Raw genomic sequence first — 17,931 nt, 5'->3', positions numbered from 1 at the left:
CAAAGATAGTTTTGGAAAAGCTTATATGAAAATCTATGCGTTGGTTTTCGCTATTTTATCTTTTACAAGACCAGTTACAGAAGCAAGTTTATCTTTTGAGCTGTCTAGTAAATCGCAAAACCAATCACTTGCCTTTTGTTTAAGGTCATCATTTTTATCAGAAGATAATATCAATGCAATTGCAGTTCCTACTGCTACACCGGCTAACAGGCCAGTTAAAATTTTTGTTTGCTTTGTCATAATTGTAGGTTTTATAAAATTCTAACAATATTAAAACGCAATTGTTCTTTATTAATTACAAATTTGATTATGCTTAACATTTTGTATGCTTCAAAAACTATCCTATTTCAACCTCATACTTGCCATTATTTATCTGTTGGTTTACTTAAAGAGCGGAACATTTAATTCTACCGCTGGCATATTTGTGATTATATTGTTTAGTTGGCTTTGCTTGAGGAGTTACCAATTAGATAACTACAAATGGAAAATTTGGCATTACTTAACAGGATTATGGAGTTTGTATTTTATTGGAACCATAATTTATGGCATTTATAATATCATTGCTCCAGCAATTGAATATAATTTTATCAGTAATGATACTTTAACTTATTTAACTATCGGAATTGTATTTAGCATTTCCGTTTTGGTACATATTATAATTTACTTTTTGAGGAGTTGTAAAGAGTTGAGAGGTTAAACTTGAGGTCGCATTTTGCGATATCAAAATCCAAAATATATTTTATATTTGGTTTACCTATGACCAACAAACAACCCCTTGCAATACTATCAGACGATATTGTTGTGAACAAAATTTATGAGATAAGAAATCATAAAGTAATGCTTGATAGCGATTTAGCAGAATTTTATGGTGTGGAAACAGGAAGATTAAATGAACAAGTCAAAAGAAATATTAGCAGATTTCCTGAAGATTTTATGTTTCAACTTTCTGATGAGGAATTTAAGTCTTTGATATCGCAATTTGCGATATCAAACAAAGGCAGAGGAGGAAGAAGAAAGCTGCCATTCTTTACCGAACATGGCGTATTAATGTTGTCTAGTGTTCTGAATAGCCAACAAGCTATACAAGTACCTGCCTGCCGGCAGGCAGGCAGGCAGGAATATTCAAATTGTAAGAATTTTTACAAGGTTGAGAAATTTATTGAGTGAGCATACAGAATTGAAACTTGAAATTGCCGACATTAAAAAGCACCTTCAAAATCACGATAAGAATATTGAATTGGTATTTAGTTACTTAGACCAGCTTATTGATAAGAAAAGCCAGCCTAGAAAGCGGATTGGCTTTAAACCTGATGATTTGTAGTGCGCTTTGCAACCCTCCTTACTTACACAAGCCCTGCAATCTAAACTGGATTGAAGCGGCATCTCCCGATTCTTCATCGGGAATATAGCGTAAAGCCAGACTACCATTAAAAAGAACCACTTAACTTGCTTTTCAAAACGTCGTAATTAATTGTTTTTGAGCATTTTTACCTTAATCGGACCAGAACTCTCAACTCCCAACACTCAACTCCCAACTTTTTTTGCGGCAACTCTTTGACAATTAAAGTATTCTCCCTATCTTTGCAGTCCCTAAAAAACAGGGAATTAAAATATTTTTTAACAAATTAAATAAAAGCAAGTGAATACGTTAAGTTACAAAACTGTCTCTGCCAATGCCAAAACTGTTAACAAACAGTGGGTTGTAGTTGATGCACAAGGAGAGATTTTGGGGCGCTTGTCTTCTAAAATCGCTATGATTATTAGAGGAAAACACAAGCCAGAGTTTACCCCAAACGTAGACTGCGGTGATAACGTTATCGTTATTAATGCAGACAAGGTAAAATTGACAGGAAACAAATTAAGCGATAAGCAATATGTTTCTTATACTGGTTACCCAGGTGGTCAAAAATTTATTTCTCCAAAAGAATTAATGGCAAAACACCCTACTCGCGTAGTTGAGAAGGCTGTTCGTGGTATGTTACCAAAAACAAAATTGGGCAAAAAATTGTACACCAATCTTTTTGTTTACGCTGGGTCGGAGCATCCGCATGCAGCACAATCACCAAAAACCATTACACTTTAATTAAAGGAGAAAAGAAATGTCAGTTACAAATACTTCAGGTAGAAGAAAAACTGCAGTTGCCCGTATCTATTTAAAAGAAGGCAACGGCACCATTACCGTTAACGGTAAAGATCATAAAGAATATTTCCCAACATTACCTTTACAATACATTGTTAACCAATCATTCGAAGTTTCTGAGTCGGTTGGTAAATTTGATGTTAACGTAAATGTAAACGGTGGTGGAGTAAAAGGACAAGCAGAAGCAGTTCGCTTGGCAATCGCTAAGGCTATTGTTGAATTAGATGCTGAGAAAAAACCAGCATTACGTGCTAAAGGGTTAATGACCCGTGATATGCGTATGGTTGAACGTAAGAAACCAGGACGTAAAAAAGCACGTAAGAAATTCCAATTCAGTAAACGTTAATCTTAAAGGAGACAAACACAATGGCAAGAACTACATATCAAGACTTATTGGATGCAGGTGTACACTTTGGTCACCTTACCCGCAAATGGAATCCGAAAATGGCACCATATATTTTTATGGAACGCAATGGGATTCACATTATAGATTTAAATAAAACTTTAACTAAAACTGAAGAAGCTGCAGCAGCGATTAAACAAATCGTAAAATCAGGTCGTAAGATCTTATTCGTAGCTACTAAGAAACAAGCTAAAGAAATCGTTGCTGAACAAGCAAGAAAAGTAAATATGCCTTTCGTAACCGAGCGTTGGTTAGGTGGTATGTTAACTAACTTTGCTACAGTACGCAAGTCAATTAAAAAGATGGTTACCATCGATAAAATGACTAAAGACGGTACTTACTCAATTCTTTCTAAAAAAGAGCGTTTGATGATTCAACGTGAGCGTATCAAATTAGAAAGTTTATTAGGTGGTATTGCAGACTTAAACCGTTTACCGGCTGCAATTTTCTTAATCGACGTTAAAAAAGAGCATATTGCTGTAGCAGAAGCGATGAAATTAAACATCCCTACTTTTGCAATGGTTGATACTAACTCTGATCCATCTAACATCGATTTTCCAATTCCTGCGAATGATGATGCAACTAAATCAATTTTATTAATTACTGATGTAATTATCAAAGCAATTGAAGAAGGTTTAGATGAGCGCAAACGCGAAAAAGATGATGAAGCTGAAAAAGAAGCTGTAGCTGTGAAAACTGCTGCTGATGCTCCAGAGGCTGCAACACCTAGAGAAGCTGGTGCTAAAAGACCAACTAAAAAAGAAACTGCTGACGCACAAGCATCAACAGAAGATTCTACAGAAGCATAGTTTAAGTTGTGGGTTGAGAGTTACGAGTTGCGGGTTTACCCATAGCCTTGTAATCTTCAACCCATAATATTTTATAAAAAATTAAAAAACATACAAAATGTCAACAGTACAAATTACTGCCGCAGATGTAAATAAACTACGCCAACAAACTGGCGCTGGTATGATGGATTGCAAAAAAGCTTTAGTAGAAGCTAATGGCGATTTCGAAGCTGCGGTTGATTTATTGCGTAAAAAAGGTCAAAAAGTTTCTGCCGCTCGTTCTGGTAATGCTACTTCTGAAGGTCAAGTGTTAATCAGTGTTTCTGCAGATGGTACAAATGGTAAATTAGTTGCTTTAGCTTGTGAAACTGAGCCAGTTTCTAAAGTTGAAGATTTCCGTAATTTAGGTCAAGCTGTTTTAGCTGCAGCAGTTGCTAACAATCCTGCTACTGCAGAAGAATTATCAGCAATTACTTTAGAAGACGGACGTACAGTTGCTGAAACTATTACTGAATTAACTGGTAAAATCGGTGAGAAAATCGTTATCCAAGAATATGCAAATGTTTCTGGTGAGAAAATTGTTTCTTACACTCACTCAAACGGCAAAATGGGCGTTTTAGTAGTATTTGAAGGTGCAAATGGCGTAGATATTACTGAAGCTGGTAAAGATGTTGCAATGCAAATTGCTGCAATGAACCCAGTTGCTGTTGATAAAGACGGTGTTGACCCTGCTACTATTGAGCGTGAGATTGAAATCGCTAAAGATGTTATTCGTCAAGAAGGTAAACCGGAAGAAATGGTTGAAAAAATCGCTGCTGGTAAATTGAATAAATTCTACAAAGACAGCACTTTATTAAACCAAGAGTTTGTTAAAGACGGTTCGGTAGATGTTCGTAAATTCTTAGACAATACTGCTAAAGGATTAACAGTAACAGCTTTCAAAAGAGTACAATTAGGCGCTTAATTAGCAACTTAAATTATAATAAAAAGTCCCGATTTATCGGGACTTTTTTTGTTTACGTTATTTCCTTCTAGCGGTATAATTTCCAACTTCTTTTCCGCTATCATCACGCATACTTATTTTTAGCTCCCTATCATTTACTATAATTTTTGTTAATGTTCTCGTACCTTCTTTCGGCCCTCCACCAATTATTAGCGGATAATGATTAGCTTCTTTGTTGGGTTGATGAACCATATATTTGTGAGTATGCCCACTTAAAACTAAATCTACTTTTCCTGCATTTAATAATGGTTCAAAAACCTCCGTACAATGTTTTGGTCCATGTGCATCTCCAGAAAAACGAGGAGGAATGTGCATCAATACAACTCTAAATGGTGCTTTTCTAAATTCTTTTGAACTAATTTCTTGCTTCAACCATTCTGCTTGCTCAATTCTATATTGGTCAAAATCAACAATTCCTGCATAAACTGGATGAGCGTCTTCCTTGTCTTCTCCGGTATCGATAATAACAAAACGAACAGGCCCAAGAGTAAAAGCAGCGTGGCCAACATGCTTATAATATTGAGGAAATTCTCTAGCAAATTTACCACGTGTTTCATGATTTCCTCTTACATAAATAAATGGTGTCTGTTTGGCGAATGAATCAACACAAGGCTTTAACATGTGATCGATAATTTGTTGCTCATCTGTTTGGTAATCAAAAATATCCCCATTAAAAAAGATAAAGTCATTTTTGTTGCCCTTGTCTAAATCCAATAGTAAGGGGATAGATTTAGGCCTATCATGAATATCATTTAACATTAAAAATGAAACTTCTTTTTTAGATATATCAGTGTTTATAAAACTTTCTGTTTCAGAATTAACCGTATTTCCGTAGGTAAGCTTATAGGGTTGAAAATCTTTTATTTCTTTAGAATAAATACGATAATAATAAGTTTTACCAGGCAATAAGCCATTAATTGTAACGCAATTCAGTTTGCTATTGGCTGCTTTTAATCCTAATGCTGATTTTCCATAAGCTTTCTGGTCAAGCTTGTTTATATCTTCTCCAAATTCTACCCAGCCAGCAGCAACTTTATTAGTTAACCACAAGATGGTCATTTCGTTGCCAAAATTAGTTTGTAAATACGGACCAACGGTAATTGCAAATTCATCTGCCTTTTCTGGTAATGAAGCAACTGTGCTTAAGGGATTGATAAAAGCGGTAGCGCCAAGTGCGAATGTAGTTTTAAGGAAATTTCTTCTTTTTGAAGTTGGTTCGATATTCATAATATGGGATTTTCTAAGGGACAATATAAAAGTTTAAAATATTACCTTCGTAAAAAATAGCCGCTTAACATGACGCAAACGTTTGATAATTACAACTATTTTGATGGAGACACTATAATATCATTAGAAGAGTTGGAAATTGCTAAAGGAAAATTCAAAACTGTAAAAACTGCAGAAATTGTTTCTGATAGAGAAAATCTAATAATTCCTGGGTTCATAGATCTTCAAATTTATGGAGCAGGAGGAAGATTATTTTCAGCAGAACCAACTGTAGAATCACTTGAAATTATTGAAGATGATCTTTTAAAAAAAGGAACGACAGGTTTTTTAGCTTGTATTGCCACAAATACACCAGAAGTTTTTAATGCTTGTATTACAGCTGCGAAAGAGCATAAAAGAATAGCAAAAAATTGCCTAGGTCTGCACTTAGAAGGACCATTTTTAAATGCTAAAAGAAGAGGAGCACATGTTAGCGAATTTATTCGTAAGGCTACACTTGACGAAATTAAGGCATTACTTGATTTTGGCGATGGAGTAATTAAAATGATGACCATTGCTCCTGAACTACAAGATGAAAAAGTTATACAATATCTTTTGGATAATGGTGTGGTTGTCTCTTTGGGACATAGCGATGCAAGTTTTGAACAAGCAACTGCTGCGTACAATTTAGGGATACAAACCACAACACATTTGTTTAATGCCATGTCACCTATTCATCATAGAGGTCCAGGCATACCAACAGCAGTATTTAATCATGGCAAAGCAATGGCAAGTATAATTGCCGATGGGAACCACGTAGATTTTGAAGTGATAAAGTTTAGTCAGAAATTGTTAAAGGAGCGAATGTTCTTAATTACAGATGCTGTAACAGAGTGCTCATCGGGCCCTTATCAGCATCGTTTACTGGGAGATAAATTTGTAATGCCAGATGGAACATTATCTGGTTCATCCTTAACCATGCTGCAAGCTGTTAAAAATTGTGTAAATCATTGTAATATTGATCTAAGTGACGCTATAAAAATGAGTTCGTTGTACCCTGCAAGACTAATTGGAGAAGATGGGTTTAAAGGGAAAATTGGAGCTGGATATCAAGCAGATTTTTTAGTATTGGATAAAGAATTAAGCTTAAAGGAAGTAATATTTAACGGAGAAGTATTCCACAACTAAATAATTACATCAATTGTTAAAAAGCATAGTAGCTAAGTAAAAAATTGTTAATATTTTTGAGGTTATGAACCCGAGATGAATAAAATAATTATTTTATTCATCGAAGGCTCCATCTGACAGATAAAAACATTCAAAACAACCTGATGAAATATAAACGGATTTTACTAAAACTGAGTGGCGAATCGTTAATGGGCGAAAAGCAATATGGTATTGACAATGAGCGTGTTAAGCAGTATGCTGAAGATATTAAAGCAGTGCATGACAAAGGCTTACAAATTGCAATAGTAATAGGTGGAGGAAACATTTTTAGAGGCTTAAGTGCAGAAAAATCTGGAATGGATAGAGCCCAAGCCGATTATATGGGAATGCTTGCCACGGTTATCAATAGCATGGCTTTACAAGATGCACTTGAGAAAGTTGGATTAAAAACCCGTTTATTATCTGCCATTAAAATGGAGCAAATCTGTGAGCCATTTGTAAGAAGAAGAGCTGTTCGCCACCTTGAAAAAGGTCGTGTGGTTATTTTTGGTGCGGGTACTGGAAACCCATATTTCACAACCGATTCTGCGGCTGCTTTAAGAGCAATCGAAATTTCTGCAGATGTGGTTTTAAAAGGTACTCGTGTAGATGGAATTTATACTGCAGACCCAGAGAAAGACCCAAATGCTACTAAATATACAGAAATCACTTTCAAAGAAGTTTATGCTAAAGGATTAAACGTAATGGATATGACAGCCTTCACGCTTTGCGAAGAAAATAAAGTTCCAATCATTGTATTTGACATGAACAAGCATGGCAACTTCATGAAGATTGCTAATGGCGAAGAGATTGGTACGCTAGTAGTTGGCTAGTTCTTAAATGAAGTATTTTTTTATTTTTCTGTTATCGATTAATACCTGTTTAGCACAAAAAATTTCTGTTAAAGATGAGTCTGGTAATGCATTGGCAAATGTTTCTATCTTTTTGGTGGAAAAGGATAATTCATTGATTGGAATTACCGACAATGAGGGTTTTTCAGAGATTGCCTTAACCCAAAATGCTAGTTATTTATTTCATTTGCTAGGATTTGAAGATTTGATATTGCCTTACTCTGTAATTAAAGGCAATAACGAGGTTAGATTAAAGAATGCAATAAACCAGTTAGAGGATGTTGTGGTTGCCTATTCAAAATCCAATATCTTAAAGATTAAGAATACACCATCTAATCGTTTTTGGAGCTACCCTAATTTTTCAAATGCCACTTTAAACAAGGTTATTCAAATTAAAGTAGATAGTGCCGGTTTTTTAAATAAGCTTACTTTTCCAATTAAACTTCAAGATAAAGCAAACGTTAGTGATTATAGATTTGTTTTGTTTAAGGATGATAATGGGAAACCTAGCAGTGCCTTAATCAATGAAAGTATTGTTGGTAAAATCGATAAGAAGAAATTGCAATTTGATTTAAAGAGCCTAAATTTTTATTTAGAAAAAGGAAGTTATTTTTTCGGGTTCGAAGCCATAACCCCGGCAAATTTTATAAAAAAGGAAGGTGAGCAGTATAAAAAAGGAAAATGGGTTACTGTTCCTTTAGTTATAACAAATAGTATTGATACTGCTAAAACCTACATTAGGCACAACCTTGGGGAATGGTTAGTAGAAACTGAATTTAAATATGAAAACGGTAAGAGGACAACACACATTTCAAAAGGAAGATTTTTAGCGTACGAATTAGAAATACTAACAGCTGTAGCTAAATAACACTAATTTTTATATTTTTGTACAAACACTACAAATTATGAATGACCTCATAAAGAAACAATTAGCAGACGCACAAGCAACAATGGATAAAGCTATTGCCCATTGTGAAGCAGAATTGACTAAAATAAGAGCTGGTAAAGCATCAGCAGGTATGTTAGATGGAATTATGGTTGACTATTATGGCAATCCAACTCCTTTGGCACAAGTAGGTGGTATTACAACTCCAGATGCTCGTACCTTAATTATCCAACCTTGGGAAAAATCATTATTAGTTCCTATTGAAAGAGCAATTATGGAAGCTAATATTGGTATTAATCCTCAAAATGATGGTGTAATTATCCGTTTAGTTGTACCTCCATTAACAGAAGAACGTCGTAAGGATTTAGTTAAAAAAGTTAAAGAAGAGGCAGAAAGAGGAAGAATTACCGTTCGTAATATACGTAAGGATGCCAATGGTAAAATCCAAAGATTAAAAGGAGAAGGTATTTCTGACGATGAAATTAAAACTGGTGAAGGTGAGGTTCAGAAAATAACCGATGCTTACATCATCAAAGTTGACAAACACGCAGAAATAAAAGAAAAAGATATCATGACGATATAGTAGATTACCTATTGCACAGGCAATCAGTATATCGCTAAAATGTAATTAAAAAGGGAATGTGGCTAAGCTTCATTCCCTTTGTTTATTTTTGCAATCCAAACAATAAAAAAATGAATTTACTGCTCCAATATTTAAAAGAACATAAATGGTTAGTGGTGCTTGCTTTGTGCTTAGCTGCTATGAACATCGGCTTTTCATTAATGGATCCTGCTATTACAGGAAAATTGATGGATAGATATATTACCAAGGCTAGCTTATACCAAGCAGATAGGGAAGCTTACATATTTGGTGTTTTAAAGTTAGTTGGTGCCGCTATTGGTGTAGCGATGGTGTCTAGAATTGCTAAAAACTTTCAAGATTATTTTACCAGCATTATCATCCAAAAGGTTGGCGCAAAAATGTATGCAGATGGGCTTAAACACTCGTTGGAGTTGCCTTATCAAGTATTTGAAGATCAACGTAGTGGAGAAACTCTTTCTATCCTTCAGAAAGTAAGAACAGATAGCGAAAAATTCATCACCTCATTTATTAGCATACTTTTCATCAGTTTTATTGGATTGATGTTCGTTATTGTTTACTCTTTATCCATCAGTTATAAAGTAACATTGGTATATGCGGCATCTATTCCAATCATCAGCTTTATTAGTTGGTTTTTGAGCCGAAAAATTAAAACTATACAGCGTTCAATCATTTCAGAAACTACAGCTTTAGCTGGTTCTACAACTGAATCATTAAGAAACATAGAATTAGTAAAAAGTTTGGGTTTGGCAGATCAAGAAATTGGGAGATTAAATAATACAACTTATAAAATATTAGGACTTGAACTTAAAAAGGTAAAATATGTGAGGAGTATGAGTTTTGTACAAGGAACTACCGTGAATTTGGTACGTAGTACGATGATTGTAGTACTGCTAATGCTTATTTTCGAAAACAACATTACTCCTGGTCAATATCTTTCGTTTTTATTCTATTCGTTCTTTTTGTTTGGTCCACTTCAAGAAATTGGAACCGTGATTTTGGCTTGGAGAGAAGCAGAGGTTTCATTGGGTAACTTTAAAAGAATATTAAGCACACCTGTAGAACATAAACCATTAAATCCAGTTAAGGTTGAAAAAATTAATACTTTAACTTTTGAGGATGTAAACTTCAAACATCTTTCTGGGAAAACCAATGCATTAAACAACATTAGTTTTACAACAAATAATGGTGAAACTATAGCCTTTGTAGGACCATCTGGTTCTGGGAAAACAACTTTGGTAAAACTGTTAGTAGGTTTGTACCAACCAATGGAGGGTAAAGTATTATACAATCAAATTTCAGGTAGGGAAATTGACCTTAATCAATTACGTGAAAAAATAGGTTTTGTTACTCAAGACACTCAATTATTTTCAGGCACAATTAGAGAAAACTTACTTTTTGTAAAACCAGGAGCAAGTGATGAAGATTGTATGAGAGTGCTACATCAAGCCGCTTGCCAGAATTTATTAGCACGTGCTGATAAAGGACTTGATACTGTGATTGGCGAAGGTGGTGTAAAGGTTTCTGGCGGAGAAAAACAACGCTTATCAATTGCTAGAGCATTATTACGTAACCCAGATATTTTAGTGTTTGATGAGGCAACATCATCTTTAGATTCGATTACTGAAGAAGAAATTACCAAAACCATTCGCGAGGTTTCTGATATAACCAGTCAAATTACCATCTTAATTGCACACCGTTTATCAACCATCCGCCATGCGGATAGAATTTTTGTTTTAGAAAAAGGAAACATTATTGAGCAAGGTAAACACGCAGATTTATTAGCAGAAAAAGGCTTGTATTATGCAATGTGGAGACAACAAGTAGGCGAAAGATAAAATGCAATCAATGAAATACCTTTTTACCCTATTGATTTTGTTTAGCATTTTAAATGTTAAGGCACAGTCAGTTCAAAAAGGTATTTCTGTTCATGATCCGGTAATTATTAAACAAGATAGTATTTACTATTTGTTTAGTACGGGAAACGGAATTAAGGTGCAAAGCTCTAAAGATTTACTAAGTTGGAAGCTAGAGCGGCCAGTTTTTGCAACGGCTCCAACTTGGGCTGTAGAATCAATTTCTGGATTTAAGGGGCATATTTGGGCGCCAGATATTTCATTTCACAACAATCAGTATTATTTATTCTATTCGGTTTCTACGTTTGGGAAAAATTCATCCGCAATTGGGGTAGCTACTAACAAAACCTTAAATCCATCAGACTCAAATTTTAAGTGGGTAGATCATGGAAAGGTAATTCAATCTACTCCTGTAAAAACACATTGGAATGCCATCGACCCAAATATAATCACAGATGATGAAGGTAAGTCTTGGATGACATTTGGGTCTTTTTGGGATGGAATTAAAATGGTGCAACTAAAAAAAGACTTGTTAAGCATTGATACCAGCATTTACAAAATTGAAACTATAGCAAGCCAGAAGAAAAAGGGACAATCTGGCAATAATGCAATTGAAGCACCTTTCATATTTAAGAAGAATGGGTATTATTATCTTTTTGCTTCGATAGATTATTGTTGCAAAGGAGAAGCAAGTACCTATAAAATGATTGTTGGTCGGTCTAAACACATCCAAGGTCCGTATGTTGACCAATCAAATATTCTCTTAACTAATGGAGGCGGAACAATTTTATTAGCTGGAAATGAAAACTGGCATGGCGTTGGGCATAATGCTGTTTATCATGCAGATGGGAAAGATTACCTCATTTTTCATGGATATGATGCAAAAGACAATGGAAAATCAAAATTGAGAATTGAGATTTTAGATTGGGAAAACGGATGGCCAACTATAAAAACTAAATTGTAGTTTAGTGTAATTACACAAATACTAGTATGCTTTTAGAATTCTTCAACCTAGGCTCAATTGAAATAATCATCATTCTTGTCATCTTGTCAATTCCTTTCGGATTAATGATTTATGCGCTTATTGATATCATGCGTTCTGATTTTAGGGAAAGTAATACAAAACTAATCTTCTTTGTATTAGTACTATTAATGCCTTGCTTGGGAAGTATAATATATCTCCTTATCAAGAAAAACTATATCTATCCTAAAGAACCACCGTTTAATCAATTTCCTTAAATCTGGACTTTTATTTTATCCGATTAATACTTAAATAGTAGCAATAACCTAAGTTTTTAAACTGGATTGGAATGACATACTTTGAGCCCTTCGCGAAAAGATATAATGGAAAGCCAGACTAACTTTAATTGGAAAACTGATATTGCTTTTCCCTAAACTAAAACTTTGATTAAGCTAGATCTGGTCTTCAATTTTATCGGCAGGCTTAATATCGTTTAAGGTTAATGGTAACAGACTTTTAGTTTTGAAATAGGTAATTGCTGCGATACCCAACGTCATACTTCCTCCAAAAACTACAGCAGGAACAGTGCGCATCAGTTTTGCTGTTAAACCAGATTCAAATGCCCCAATCTCATTAGATGAGCCAATAAACATACTATTTACTGCAGAAACACGGCCCCTCATTTGGTCTGGCGTAAGCAGTTGCATAATGGTAGAACGGATGATTACACTCACACTATCAAATGCTCCTTCGCAGAATAAGAAGAATAAAGTAAGGTAGAAACTGGTTGATAAGCCATAACAGATAATACTAATAGCAAAGCCTGTAACCGCAATTAGTAAATTTCTCCAAGGTCTGTTCATAGGTGAAAATCTAGTCATCACTAGCATGGTTAACACAGAACCTAATGATGCTGCAGCTCTCATGAAGCCTAATCCTTCTGAACCTACATGAAGTATATCGTATGCAAAGATTGGCAATAAGGCAACAGCACCACCAAAAAATACAGAGAACAAATCCAGGCTCATTGCACCTAACATCATTTTACTTTTAAATACAAACTGAATACCTTCTTGTAAGCTCTTTGCAATACTTTCTTTAGGGATAAATGTTGGAGGATGCACTTTTAAAAACAAAATGCAAATGATTGCCAAAATGATAAAAGCAATAATTATAATGTAAGAAATGGATATCCCAAAGCCTGCATAAATTAAACCGCCTGCTGCTGGACCTAAAATAGAAGCCATTTGCCAGAACGAACTACTCCAAGTACTTGCATTTGGATAGAGCTTTTTAGGTAAAATAGAAGCCATTAAAGAAAAAGTCGCTGGACCAAATAAACCTCTTGCCAAACCAACACAAAAAATCATTCCGTACATGATAGGAACAATATAACTTGAAGGAATGTAGGAACTCATTCTATGACTTGTTACCAAAAGCATAACGATAGATGCTAACAAAACCGCCGAGAAGATTTTAAGGAGCAAACCTTTTTTTTCTAATTTGTCTGCTAAATAACCTCCATATAATGCAATTGAGATTGCTGGTATTGCTTCAGAAAGCCCAATAAAAGCAAGGGCAAGTGGGTCTCTAGTTAAATGATAAATGTGAGCGCCAATGATAATGGCTTGCATTTGGTAAGCAAACGTAAAGAAGAAGCGCATTCCTAAATAAGAACGAAATTCTCGGTAACGTAAAGAAGCAAAAGGGTCTTTTTTTTCTACTATGACTGATGGTTCTTCCAAGGCAAATTATATTAGTGGTTGCGCAGGATTGTTTTTGTAATAATCCAATTTATATTGAAACATCTCACTCATTCTTGCAGCTCTCCATTTGGCTTCACTAGCTTTTTCGCCTGTAAAATGTTCATCAACGGTTTCATTAAATAAACCAATCCAAGCATCAAAATGTTCCTTCTCTATTGGAAGCTTGGCGTGTTTTAAAAATGGAGTTCCACTATAGGCTGGGACATCCAATAGTAAAGTTTGCCAAAAACCATACATTCTCTCTAAATGTGCAGGCCAGTTATCTTTAATAACGCCATTAAAAATAGGTGATAACAATTCATTATCTCGAACTTTTTCATAAAAGTCATTTACCAATAATTTAACATCATCTATATTGAGAATATCTGTTTGTTTGGTTTCCATAGTGTTATTTAATGATATCAAATATAAGTTGTTCTATTTGAGAAGCTTTATTTACAATCATAAAATGACCTCCATTTGGTATTTCTATTGCATTTTGAATATTTTTTATAGGGAATATTTTATCGGATGTTCCGTGGATATGAATTAAATTTTCTGGATACTTTTCGTTCTTCCAATTCATTATTTGATTGATTGCCCAAACTAAAAATGTGGGATTGGTATCCTTAATTATTTGATGAAGCAATTTAGATTCTAACTTGCTTTCAATTCCAAAATAATAATTGGCTGTTAGTTTATTACTTAATGTTAAAAACCAGAGTGGAGCAATTTTATGGATTTGTAGTCGACTAGCTAGCTTGAGCTGCCAACTAAATTCACTATTAGATTTTACACTTGATATGATAATTACTTTTTTACAAGTAACGATTTTCGAAATTTCTTGAGCGATAATTCCTCCGAAAGAAATGCCTATTAAAATTACTTCCTTAGTTTTGTCAATTTGTTCAGCGAGTTCTGTGCAATAATTTGATAAGCTTTCGTTTTTTCTAGGTTCATTCCATTTAATAAATTGATGTTCAATTTCGGATAAATCAAGAAACTGAAACACCCTTTCGTCGGCACCTAAACCACTAATGAAATAAACCATATAGTAAATCTAGGAATAAACCTACGAGGTTTTATATTTTAAATCACAGCTTTATAAAAATCTAAATATGCCTCGTACATATTTTCAGCTTGATTTATTGCTGATGATGCCGCAATACCATAAATGCCAGTTTCTAGAAGCTGAGGAATATCTGCCAAAGTAACTCCACCAACTGCTAAAATCGGTAAATCGATATCTTTAGCCTTCAATTTTTCCATCGCATCAGCATAACCTTCTTTGCCAAGTAACGGATAGTCATTAGGCTTTGTGGTGGTAACTTTAAATGGACCAAAACCAGCATAATCTGCACCTTCTTTTGATAATCGAATTAAATCTTCTACCGTGTTAGCAGAACCTCCTAAAGTAAACTCTTCTCCAATTTGTTTACGCAGTGCGATGAAGTTAGCCCTCATATCTTCTATATGAAAACCCTGTATATCGGCTTTGCCTTTTAAGTGAATATGATTGGTTACGATTAAGGTTACTCCCCAATCATCACAAATTTCTGCTATGGCATTAATATCGGCTAAAAGTTCATCATCAGCTTTGCTTAAACAGCGATATTGAATCCATTTTGCCCCAGCCTCACAAGCTACTTGTGCTTGCTCTATGTGTGAGCTTTGTTGAATATCATTTGTGATGAAGTGTAATTTTTCGATGTATTTTTTCATTGAAGAAGATTTTTAAAGGATTAAATTTGATTACACCGATTTAAAATAAATCGTCATTGCGAAGATAGTTAAGCAATCTTTCCTGCAAGATAGATTGCTTTGCAAAGCTCACAATGACGAATTTAATGTTCTTTAGTCTTTCTGCTATGGTCTTTTGTCTTTCTAAAACTTAACGTTCAAGCTCAATAAAAAGTTACGTGTTGCTTGCGGATAATAGTAATTGCCACGATCTAAAACTCCGCCGTAAAGATAACTGTAAGAACCTCCATTATTTTCATAAAGTGTGCTAAACACGTTATTTACCAATAAAGTTAAGCCAACATTTTTTACACCTGCAAAAGCAGTATTGTAGCTCAGGCGAATATCATTCACAAAAAAGCTAGATAATGTGCGACTATTTGCAGAAGTATTATCTAAATTTTGCTTGCCAACATATTTGCTGATGAAAGCGATTTGGCCATTTTTAATTAGATTATAACCAATTTCACTTGATGCAATTACCGATGGAGAGAAAGATATATTGGTTTTTTTATAAGTGTTAATTACAGTTGGAATTAATGCAGCAGGGTCTTCATCATAAATGTACTCGTTAAATTCTTTTATTTTATTACGACTTAATGTAGCTGTTGCAGCCCAATATAGGTCTTTAACAATTTGCCAACGACCATCAAATTCAATACCTAACCTGTAACTGTCTGGCACATTTTGTCTAGTTTGTCCGCCAACATCATTTAATTTACCTGTGTTAATCAACTGGTCTTTATAAAGCATGGCATAACCATTAATCCCAAATGAAAGGTTGTTAAATTGTGTTCTATAACCAGCTTCAATATCAGTTAAATTTTCTGATTTTGGTCTGCTGTTTATATTAGAATCAGTAAAGTCTCTTCTGTTTGGCTCTTTGTTTCCTACTGCTACAGAAGCATAAACATTACTTTTTTCGTTAATATTATAAGTTAAACCAGCTTTTGGATTAAAGAAATCTAAAGTCGCATTTTGTTGTGCAGGATTGCCTGCCAAATCCTTACCGAAATAAGAATAGTAAACATGGCGATACTGAAGGTCCGCAAAAATATTAAATTTATCTAGCTGATAATTTGCTCTTCCAAAAATGTTAAAGTCTGTTTTAAAAGCATCATTGTCGTTATATCTATGTCTCATTGAACCACTTGCATCGTAATTTGCATACTTAGCCCAAATCACTTCGTCAAAGTGTTTTCCATCATATTCATTATAAGCTCCACCTAAAATAAAGTTTAGATTGGTTTTTGGTGTGTAGTTTAAGGAATAGGTAACGCCATAAAAATCGTTATCAAGCCATAATCTCCTTACTAAATCAGACTCGGTAATTGTAGTGCCACCAATTACAACTGGTGCAATGTTATAGTCTGCTAATGTGCGATTATCTTTAAATTCTTCGTAGTATCCTCTTCCATAGGTATAATGTAGGGCCGCATTCGCTACGAGCTTATTGCTTAAATTACGAGTGTAAAATAACTGATAATGGTCTTGTTGGTAGTTATCGGTTTGGTTATCATAAGTAAAATCATTATGTTTTCTATCAGTAACTAATAGCACTTCTGAAATACCATTCCATGCCTGATAAGTTTTTTCGGCACCACTAAATACGTTGGCACGAAGAATATCTTTTTTGCCATAATACGCACCAGAAACAAAAAACGATTTCAAATTTGATGATGCCCTATCCACATAACCATCAGACTTAATTCTTGACAGGCGACCGTCAAAACTAAATTTATTATTGATCAAGCCAGAACCAACATTGACCGTGTTTTTCCAAGTTTCATAAGAGCCATAAGTACTGTTTACTTCTGCATAGGCCGAATCTCTTCTGGTGGTGGTTTGTATATTTAAACTGGCACCAAACGCACCAGCACCATTTGTTGATGTACCAACACCGCGTTGAATTTGAATATTGTCTACAGAAGAAGCCAAATCTGGTAAGTTGATAAAATAGCTGCCTTGGCTCTCTGCGTCATTTAAAGGTATGCCATTTACAGTTACATTGATTCTAGTTGCATCACTACCTCTAATTCTTATACCTGTATAGCCGATACCTGCTCCAGCATCAGAACTTACAACAACAGAAGGAGTTTGATTTAATAAATAGGGAAGGTCTTGACCAAGATTATTTTTTTCTAAAGCAGCCTTGTCGAGGTTTTTATAAGTAGTAGCGGTGTTTTTTGAGGCTCTTGTTGCACTTACCACAACTTCGTCGCCGACAAAACTCTGTGCAGATAAGCTAAAATTAATGGTGGTATTGGAGCTTAAATCGACAGTTTTTTCTTGCGTTTGGTACCCTAAATAACTCACGCTAAAGGTGTATTTACCTTGCGCAAGGTTTAATGTGTAGTCTCCATTTTTGTCACTGATAATCGTTGTAGCTTTGTTTTTTAACTTGATTGTTGCTCCATCTAATGATTTCTGATTGTTGTCGGTTACTTTTCCGTTAACAGTAATTTGGGCCATTGCAACACAAGGCAACAGCATGGCAAGCAATGCCAATAATCTTAAATTTTTCAATTTGTATTTTTTGTTTTAG

Annotated in this window: 20 protein-coding genes; 13 read left to right on the top strand and 7 right to left on the bottom strand. The window is 34.6% G+C overall.

The annotated features are described in order from the left end of the window. Positions 1-33: 33 nt before the first annotated feature. The gene (locus R2Q59_RS13550; RefSeq protein WP_316769824.1) at positions 34-240 is read right to left on the bottom strand and encodes a YtxH domain-containing protein; all 207 of its coding nucleotides are present in this window, start codon (positions 238-240) and stop codon (positions 34-36) included. An 85-nt stretch (positions 241-325) separates the two neighbouring features. Between R2Q59_RS13550 and R2Q59_RS13545 the strand changes: the two genes are divergently transcribed. From R2Q59_RS13545 to tsf, 6 genes are all read left to right on the top strand, one after another. Continuing rightward, positions 326-697, top strand: a complete 372-nt coding sequence (locus R2Q59_RS13545; RefSeq protein WP_316785869.1) for a hypothetical protein — start codon at positions 326-328, stop codon at positions 695-697. 59 nt (positions 698-756) lie between these two features. Then, positions 757-1,167, top strand: coding sequence for an ORF6N domain-containing protein (locus R2Q59_RS13540; protein ID WP_316785868.1), 411 nt, complete (start codon positions 757-759; stop codon positions 1,165-1,167). A gap of 472 nt (positions 1,168-1,639) precedes the next feature. After that, on the top strand, positions 1,640-2,083 hold the full coding sequence (gene rplM, locus R2Q59_RS13535; RefSeq protein WP_131551446.1) for a 50S ribosomal protein L13: 444 nt from the start codon (positions 1,640-1,642) through the stop codon (positions 2,081-2,083). A gap of 16 nt (positions 2,084-2,099) precedes the next feature. Beyond that, positions 2,100-2,486 (top strand): 30S ribosomal protein S9, encoded by a 387-nt coding sequence (gene rpsI, locus R2Q59_RS13530; RefSeq protein ID WP_316769816.1) that lies wholly within the window; start codon positions 2,100-2,102, stop codon positions 2,484-2,486. A gap of 20 nt (positions 2,487-2,506) precedes the next feature. Continuing rightward, positions 2,507-3,352 carry a 30S ribosomal protein S2 gene (gene rpsB / locus R2Q59_RS13525; protein ID WP_316769814.1) on the top strand — a complete coding sequence of 282 codons (846 nt, stop codon included), beginning with the start codon at positions 2,507-2,509 and terminating at the stop codon, positions 3,350-3,352. A 97-nt stretch (positions 3,353-3,449) separates the two neighbouring features. Beyond that, positions 3,450-4,295 carry a translation elongation factor Ts gene (tsf, locus tag R2Q59_RS13520; RefSeq protein WP_316769813.1) on the top strand — a complete coding sequence of 282 codons (846 nt, stop codon included), beginning with the start codon at positions 3,450-3,452 and terminating at the stop codon, positions 4,293-4,295. 57 nt (positions 4,296-4,352) lie between these two features. Here the strand turns inward: tsf and R2Q59_RS13515 are convergent, their stop codons facing one another. Continuing rightward, complete coding sequence (locus tag R2Q59_RS13515; protein WP_316769811.1) at positions 4,353-5,561, bottom strand: FN3 domain-containing metallophosphoesterase family protein; 1,209 nt, start codon at positions 5,559-5,561, stop codon at positions 4,353-4,355. A 69-nt stretch (positions 5,562-5,630) separates the two neighbouring features. On the opposite strand from R2Q59_RS13515, the gene nagA reads away from it, so the two are divergent. The 7 genes from nagA (at position 5,631) to R2Q59_RS13480 (ending at position 12,179) form a co-directional block, all read left to right on the top strand. Beyond that, a complete protein-coding gene (gene nagA, locus R2Q59_RS13510) occupies positions 5,631-6,728 on the top strand; it encodes an N-acetylglucosamine-6-phosphate deacetylase (protein ID WP_316769810.1) in 1,098 nt (365 codons plus the stop codon). Positions 6,729-6,871: 143 nt separating this feature from the next. After that, entirely contained in the window at positions 6,872-7,579 is a 708-nt protein-coding gene (gene pyrH, locus R2Q59_RS13505; RefSeq protein ID WP_316769808.1) for a UMP kinase, read from the top strand. 7 nt (positions 7,580-7,586) lie between these two features. Next, positions 7,587-8,465: a hypothetical protein gene (locus tag R2Q59_RS13500; protein ID WP_316785867.1), complete on the top strand. Its 879-nt coding sequence runs from the start codon at positions 7,587-7,589 to the stop codon at positions 8,463-8,465. 37 nt (positions 8,466-8,502) lie between these two features. Next, on the top strand, positions 8,503-9,066 hold the full coding sequence (gene frr / locus R2Q59_RS13495) for a ribosome recycling factor (protein WP_316769806.1): 564 nt from the start codon (positions 8,503-8,505) through the stop codon (positions 9,064-9,066). 110 nt (positions 9,067-9,176) lie between these two features. Beyond that, a complete protein-coding gene (locus R2Q59_RS13490) occupies positions 9,177-10,922 on the top strand; it encodes an ABC transporter ATP-binding protein (RefSeq protein ID WP_316785866.1) in 1,746 nt (581 codons plus the stop codon). Between the two features lie 10 nt (positions 10,923-10,932). Next, on the top strand, positions 10,933-11,904 hold the full coding sequence (locus R2Q59_RS13485) for a family 43 glycosylhydrolase (protein WP_316785865.1): 972 nt from the start codon (positions 10,933-10,935) through the stop codon (positions 11,902-11,904). A gap of 26 nt (positions 11,905-11,930) precedes the next feature. After that, the gene (locus R2Q59_RS13480) at positions 11,931-12,179 is read left to right on the top strand and encodes a PLDc N-terminal domain-containing protein (RefSeq protein WP_316785864.1); all 249 of its coding nucleotides are present in this window, start codon (positions 11,931-11,933) and stop codon (positions 12,177-12,179) included. A gap of 174 nt (positions 12,180-12,353) precedes the next feature. Here the strand turns inward: R2Q59_RS13480 and R2Q59_RS13475 are convergent, their stop codons facing one another. The 5 genes from R2Q59_RS13475 to R2Q59_RS13455 all read right to left on the bottom strand — a co-directional run bounded on the left by R2Q59_RS13475 (position 12,354) and on the right by R2Q59_RS13455 (position 17,912). Then, a complete protein-coding gene (locus R2Q59_RS13475) occupies positions 12,354-13,646 on the bottom strand; it encodes an MFS transporter (protein WP_316785863.1) in 1,293 nt (430 codons plus the stop codon). Between the two features lie 6 nt (positions 13,647-13,652). After that, the gene (locus R2Q59_RS13470; RefSeq protein ID WP_316785862.1) at positions 13,653-14,051 is read right to left on the bottom strand and encodes a group III truncated hemoglobin; all 399 of its coding nucleotides are present in this window, start codon (positions 14,049-14,051) and stop codon (positions 13,653-13,655) included. 4 nt (positions 14,052-14,055) lie between these two features. Next, positions 14,056-14,697 (bottom strand): alpha/beta hydrolase, encoded by a 642-nt coding sequence (locus tag R2Q59_RS13465; RefSeq protein ID WP_316785861.1) that lies wholly within the window; start codon positions 14,695-14,697, stop codon positions 14,056-14,058. A gap of 38 nt (positions 14,698-14,735) precedes the next feature. Next, positions 14,736-15,368 (bottom strand): thiamine phosphate synthase, encoded by a 633-nt coding sequence (locus R2Q59_RS13460; protein ID WP_316785860.1) that lies wholly within the window; start codon positions 15,366-15,368, stop codon positions 14,736-14,738. A 162-nt stretch (positions 15,369-15,530) separates the two neighbouring features. Beyond that, positions 15,531-17,912, bottom strand: coding sequence for a TonB-dependent receptor (locus R2Q59_RS13455; RefSeq protein WP_316785859.1), 2,382 nt, complete (start codon positions 17,910-17,912; stop codon positions 15,531-15,533). Positions 17,913-17,931 lie beyond the last annotated feature (19 nt).

The organism is Pedobacter frigiditerrae, from assembly GCF_032678705.1.
Classification (GTDB): domain Bacteria; phylum Bacteroidota; class Bacteroidia; order Sphingobacteriales; family Sphingobacteriaceae; genus Pedobacter; species Pedobacter frigiditerrae_A.
This window is presented reverse-complemented; position numbering and strand designations above follow the sequence as displayed.

What these genes read in the sequence shown, in the direction of transcription:
- pyrH (WP_316769808.1), top strand. Translation starts at nt 6,872, where the DNA reads ATGAAATATAAACGGATTTTACTAAAACTGAGTGGCGAATCGTTAATG.
- tsf (WP_316769813.1), top strand. Translation starts at nt 3,450, where the DNA reads ATGTCAACAGTACAAATTACTGCCGCAGATGTAAATAAACTACGCCAA.
- R2Q59_RS13485 (WP_316785865.1), top strand. Translation starts at nt 10,933, where the DNA reads ATGAAATACCTTTTTACCCTATTGATTTTGTTTAGCATTTTAAATGTT.
- R2Q59_RS13480 (WP_316785864.1), top strand. Translation starts at nt 11,931, where the DNA reads ATGCTTTTAGAATTCTTCAACCTAGGCTCAATTGAAATAATCATCATT.
- R2Q59_RS13515 (WP_316769811.1), bottom strand. Translation starts at nt 5,561, where the DNA reads ATGAATATCGAACCAACTTCAAAAAGAAGAAATTTCCTTAAAACTACA.
- rpsB (WP_316769814.1), top strand. Translation starts at nt 2,507, where the DNA reads ATGGCAAGAACTACATATCAAGACTTATTGGATGCAGGTGTACACTTT.
- R2Q59_RS13500 (WP_316785867.1), top strand. Translation starts at nt 7,587, where the DNA reads ATGAAGTATTTTTTTATTTTTCTGTTATCGATTAATACCTGTTTAGCA.
- R2Q59_RS13470 (WP_316785862.1), bottom strand. Translation starts at nt 14,051, where the DNA reads ATGGAAACCAAACAAACAGATATTCTCAATATAGATGATGTTAAATTA.
- R2Q59_RS13465 (WP_316785861.1), bottom strand. Translation starts at nt 14,697, where the DNA reads ATGGTTTATTTCATTAGTGGTTTAGGTGCCGACGAAAGGGTGTTTCAG.
- R2Q59_RS13460 (WP_316785860.1), bottom strand. Translation starts at nt 15,368, where the DNA reads ATGAAAAAATACATCGAAAAATTACACTTCATCACAAATGATATTCAA.
- rpsI (WP_316769816.1), top strand. Translation starts at nt 2,100, where the DNA reads ATGTCAGTTACAAATACTTCAGGTAGAAGAAAAACTGCAGTTGCCCGT.
- nagA (WP_316769810.1), top strand. Translation starts at nt 5,631, where the DNA reads ATGACGCAAACGTTTGATAATTACAACTATTTTGATGGAGACACTATA.
- R2Q59_RS13540 (WP_316785868.1), top strand. Translation starts at nt 757, where the DNA reads ATGACCAACAAACAACCCCTTGCAATACTATCAGACGATATTGTTGTG.
- frr (WP_316769806.1), top strand. Translation starts at nt 8,503, where the DNA reads ATGAATGACCTCATAAAGAAACAATTAGCAGACGCACAAGCAACAATG.
- R2Q59_RS13545 (WP_316785869.1), top strand. Translation starts at nt 326, where the DNA reads ATGCTTCAAAAACTATCCTATTTCAACCTCATACTTGCCATTATTTAT.
- R2Q59_RS13490 (WP_316785866.1), top strand. Translation starts at nt 9,177, where the DNA reads ATGAATTTACTGCTCCAATATTTAAAAGAACATAAATGGTTAGTGGTG.
- R2Q59_RS13550 (WP_316769824.1), bottom strand. Translation starts at nt 240, where the DNA reads ATGACAAAGCAAACAAAAATTTTAACTGGCCTGTTAGCCGGTGTAGCA.